This window comes from Anaerococcus sp. NML200574 (assembly GCF_026131665.1).
Taxonomy (GTDB): Bacteria; Bacillota; Clostridia; order Tissierellales; family Peptoniphilaceae; genus Anaerococcus; species Anaerococcus kampingae.
The window spans coordinates 1-4,473 of record NZ_JAMXSM010000050.1 but is presented as its reverse complement, the minus strand read 5'-3'; the positions used below and the strand labels follow the sequence as shown (position 1 = coordinate 4,473).

Annotated in this window: 5 protein-coding genes; 4 read left to right on the top strand and 1 reads right to left on the bottom strand. The window is 36.4% G+C overall.

What is annotated here, in order from left to right; translation table 11 throughout:
* Window positions 1-275 precede the first annotated feature (275 nt).
* Window positions 276-776 carry a thiol peroxidase gene (tpx, locus tag NH286_RS10415; RefSeq protein ID WP_106459856.1) on the bottom strand — a complete coding sequence of 167 codons (501 nt, stop codon included), beginning with the start codon at window positions 774-776 and terminating at the stop codon, window positions 276-278.
* A 328-nt stretch (window positions 777-1,104) separates the two neighbouring features.
* On the opposite strand from tpx, the gene rpsL reads away from it, so the two are divergent.
* The 4 genes from rpsL to NH286_RS10395 form a co-directional block, all read left to right on the top strand.
* Window positions 1,105-1,512: a 30S ribosomal protein S12 gene (gene rpsL, locus NH286_RS10410; protein ID WP_106459857.1), complete on the top strand. Its 408-nt coding sequence runs from the start codon at window positions 1,105-1,107 to the stop codon at window positions 1,510-1,512.
* Between the two features lie 116 nt (window positions 1,513-1,628).
* Window positions 1,629-2,099 (top strand): 30S ribosomal protein S7, encoded by a 471-nt coding sequence (gene rpsG / locus NH286_RS10405; RefSeq protein ID WP_106459858.1) that lies wholly within the window; start codon window positions 1,629-1,631, stop codon window positions 2,097-2,099.
* 12 nt (window positions 2,100-2,111) lie between these two features.
* On the top strand, window positions 2,112-4,184 hold the full coding sequence (fusA, locus tag NH286_RS10400) for an elongation factor G (RefSeq protein WP_265238722.1): 2,073 nt from the start codon (window positions 2,112-2,114) through the stop codon (window positions 4,182-4,184).
* A gap of 18 nt (window positions 4,185-4,202) precedes the next feature.
* A partial coding sequence (locus tag NH286_RS10395; RefSeq protein WP_265237459.1) for a GTP-binding protein occupies window positions 4,203-4,473 on the top strand: 271 nt, incomplete at its 3' end.

Here is a 4,473-nt window from a genome sequence, read left to right as displayed (position 1 = left end):
TTATATGAGATACTTGATTCTAAATATTCCTTTACTACTTTCATTTTAAATTCTGTACTATATTTTGCCATTTAAAAACTGACCTCCTTTAGTTAGTTTTTTAGTCTAACTTTTGGGGGTCAGTTCAGAGATTCTATTCATCACCTTTTATATCTTTTATAATAATAGATTTATATTTGTTTTAAAAAGTAATTAAGTTAACTACTATTTCATATGAGAAAGTTAAGGTAAGCTTGTAAAAATAACAAACTATCCCAAGCTTAAAATTTAAATACTTAGATTAATTCTTTAACTTTTTCTAAAGCAGCATCAAAGTTTACTTCGTGAGTTACTTCTGGAACATATTCTACATAGGCTACCTTACCATCTTTATCGATTATTATGATACCTCTTGTAAGAAGCTTAAGCTCATCGATTAAGAAGCCATATTTTTCACCAAATTCTCTATTCTTATAGTCTGAAACTGTTATTGTATTGCCTATTTCATAAGCGTCGCAGAATCTTTTTTGAGCAAATGGTAGGTCTACTGTTATATTCACTATAGCCACATCATCAGAAAGATCGCTTGCTTCTTTATTAAATCTTTGAGCTTGGAAGGCACAAACGCTAGTATCAAGTGATGGAGCAGCCGAAATTATAACTACTTTTCCCTTTAGTTCATCAAGGTTAAAATCAGAAAGGTCAGCCTTTGTAGCTGTAAAGTTAACTGCTTCATCGCCAACTTTTACTTCTTTTCCAACAAGTGTAACCTTATCTCCCGCAAATGTAATATCCATAATTAATTTCCTCCTAATAATTTATATTGACCTATAAGCAAGGTATAAACAATGCTTAAGTCAAGTTTCAGATAATATATCTTACATTCTAATTATACCCAAAATATTTTTATTTTTATAAATTTATTAAAAATTTTTTGATAATTTTAATAGAAAATAGATGAGCTAAATAAAGATTGGGAAAAAATGTTTCCATATTTGTTTTTTTATAGAAAATTTATATAGATATAAGCAAATTACTTGACAATGAGTAAGTAAGCGTGTAAGATAGTTAAGGATTGGCAGGATTTGCCAATTTATTAGATTTTAAAAGAAAAGGAGGTGCATTATGCCAACAATTAATCAACTTGTTAGAAAAGGTAGAAAGAGCGAGAAATCAAAATCAGATACTCCAGCTTTAGGTTACAACTTCAATACTCTTAAGAGTAGAATGACTCCTAACCAATCACCACAAAAACGTGGGGTTTGTACATCAGTTAGAACAGTAACACCTAAAAAGCCTAACTCAGCTTTAAGAAAAATTGCCAGAGTAAGACTTACAAACGGAGCTGAAGTACTTTCTTACATTCCAGGAATTGGACACAACCTTCAAGAACACAGTGTTGTACTAATCAGAGGTGGTAGGGTAAAAGACCTTCCAGGTGTTAGATACCACATCATCAGAGGTACACTTGATACAGCAGGTGTTGACGGAAGAAAACAAGGTAGATCTAAATACGGAGCAAAAAGAGGCTAGTAATTAGTTAAGGTAAGTGCATAATGTGCCTATTAATATAAAGGTATGTCACGCACTTTACGATTAAGATCGAGTACTCAAGATATTACACATAATTGGTAAAGGAGGGAAGAAAAGTGTCAAGAAAAGGACATATACCAAAAAGAGAGGTAATGCCTGATGCCAAGTATAACGACAGAGTTGTAACAAAACTTATCAACAATGTTATGCTAGATGGTAAAAAAGGCCTTGCTACAAAAATAGTTTATGAAGCTTTTGATAAAGTTGAAGAAACTACTGGAACAAACGCTTTAGAAGTGTTCCAACAAGCTATGGAAAATATAATGCCTACTCTAGAAGTTAAGGCAAGAAGAATCGGTGGTGCAAACTACCAAGTACCAATGGAAGTTAGACCAGAAAGAAGACAAACACTAGCCCTAAGATGGTTAGTAAATTTCTCTCGTGCTAGAGGTGAAAGAACAATGGTTGAAAGACTTTCTAAAGAAATTATCGATGCATCAAACAATGCGGGTGCCGCAGTTAAGAGAAAAGAAGAGATGCATAGGGCAGCAGAAGCTAATAAGGCTTTCGCGCACTTTAGATATTAGTTAGGGGGATAGATGCCTAGACAGGTTGCACTTAAAGATACCAGAAATATAGGAATTATGGCCCACATAGATGCAGGTAAAACTACTTGTACAGAAAGAATCCTATACTACACTGGTAAAATTTATAAAATCGGAGATACCCACGATGGAACAGCAGTAATGGATTCCATGGACCAAGAAAAAGAACGTGGTATCACAATAGGATCTGCTGCAACAACAGCATTTTGGAAGAACCATAGAATTAATATTATCGATACACCAGGCCACGTTGACTTTACTGTAGAGGTTGAAAGATCACTAAGAGTACTAGACTCAGCAGTAGCCCTATTCGATGCTAAAAGTGGTGTAGAACCACAATCTGAAACTGTATGGAGACAAGCTGACAAGTACAACATCCCAAGAATTTGTTTCATTAACAAAATGGATGCTACAGGTGCAGACTTCTTCATGGCAGTAGATACAATAAAAGATAAACTAAAAGCAAATGCAGTTCCATTAGAAATTCCTATAGGAAGCGAACAATCTTTTGAAGGTGCTGTAGACCTTGTAACTATGCAAGCAGTCACATATTCATCTGAAGACCTTGGAGCTCATCCAAAATATTCTGAAATCCCAGCTGAATTAAAAGATCAAGCTGAAGAATACAGAAACAACCTTCTTGAAGAATTATCAGAAGTTGATGATACAATCATGATGAAATACCTAGAAGGTGAAGAAGTAACTGAAGATGAAATCAAATCAGCCATCAGAAAAGCAACTATAGCACAAAAAATATTCCCATGTCTACTAGGTTCAGCCTACAAAAACAAGGGAGTACAACCACTACTAGATGCAATTATAGACTACATGCCAAGCCCAGTAGACGTTCCATCAATCGAAGGTGTTGATCCTAAAGATCCAGAAAAAGTTCTAGAAAGACACCCAGGAGATGATGAACCTACAGCTGCTCTTGCATTTAAGGTAGTAACAGATCCATACGTAGGTAAATTAATCTATGTTAGAATCTACTCAGGTACAATAGAATCTGGCTCATATATCTACAACGCAACAAAAGGCAAGAGAGAAAGAGTTGGACGTATCATGCAAATGCACTCTAATAAGCAAGAAGAGATCGAAAAAGGTTATGCTGGCGATATCGTAGCTCTATTAGGTCTAAAAGATACAACAACAGGGGACTCCCTATGTGACCAAGATAATCAAATTATCCTAGAACAAATGGAATTCCCAGATCCAGTAATCTCAGTAGCTATAGAGCCAAAGACAAGAGCATCTCAAGATAAGATGATCATCGGTCTTCAAAAACTTGCAGAAGAAGATCCAACCTTCCAAACAAAATCAGATGAAGAAACCGGACAAACAATCATCTCAGGTATGGGCGAGCTTCACCTTGAAATCATCGTAGACAGACTTCTAAGAGAATTCAAAGTAGAAGCAAACATCGGTAACCCACAAGTAGCTTACAGAGAATCAATCACCAAAGAAGCAGAAGCTCAAGGTAAGTTTGTAAGACAATCAGGTGGTTCTGGACAATACGGTGATGTCATGCTTAAGGTTGAACCAGGCGAAGAAGGATCAGGAATCACATTCGAATCTAAAATCGTTGGTGGTGCAGTTCCAAAAGAATACATCAGACCAGTTGAAGAAGGTGTTAGAGAAGCTGCAGCAGCAGGTGTACTTGGCGGTTACCCAATGGTAGACGTTCATGTAACCCTATTTGACGGATCTTACCACGAAGTCGACTCATCAGAAGTAGCCTTCCACGTAGCAGGATCAATCGGATTTAAGAATGCAGTACAAAAAGCAGGCCCAGTCCTACTAGAACCAATCGAAAAAGTTGAAATTACTACTCCAGACGAGTATCTTGGAGATGTAATGGGTGATGTATCATCAAGAAGAGGAAAGATAGACGGCATGAATCCAAAAGACGGAATCCACGTACTAGATGCCTTCATCCCACTATCAGAAATGTTCGGATATGCTACAGACCTAAGAAGTAAGACCCAAGGTAGAGCAACCTACTCAATGGGCTTTGACCACTATGCTGAAGTTCCAGCATCAGTAAGAGATGAAGTAATTAATAAATAATTAATATAGGAGAGAAAAATGAGTAAACAAACATTTGAAAGAAGCAAACCACATATTAATATTGGTACAATCGGCCACGTAGACCACGGTAAAACAACAACAACAGCAGCAATCACTCAAGCCCTAAACAAAAAATATGGTACAGGTGAATACATCGATTACGAACACATCGATAAAGCTCCAGAAGAAAGAGAACGTGGAATCACAATCAACACATCAGTAGTAGAATACGAAACAGAAAAAAGACACTACGCACACATCGACGCTCCAGGCCACGCTGACTACGTTA

What these genes read in the sequence shown, in the direction of transcription:
- rpsL (WP_106459857.1), top strand. Translation starts at nt 1,105, where the DNA reads ATGCCAACAATTAATCAACTTGTTAGAAAAGGTAGAAAGAGCGAGAAA.
- fusA (WP_265238722.1), top strand. Translation starts at nt 2,112, where the DNA reads ATGCCTAGACAGGTTGCACTTAAAGATACCAGAAATATAGGAATTATG.
- tpx (WP_106459856.1), bottom strand. Translation starts at nt 776, where the DNA reads ATGGATATTACATTTGCGGGAGATAAGGTTACACTTGTTGGAAAAGAA.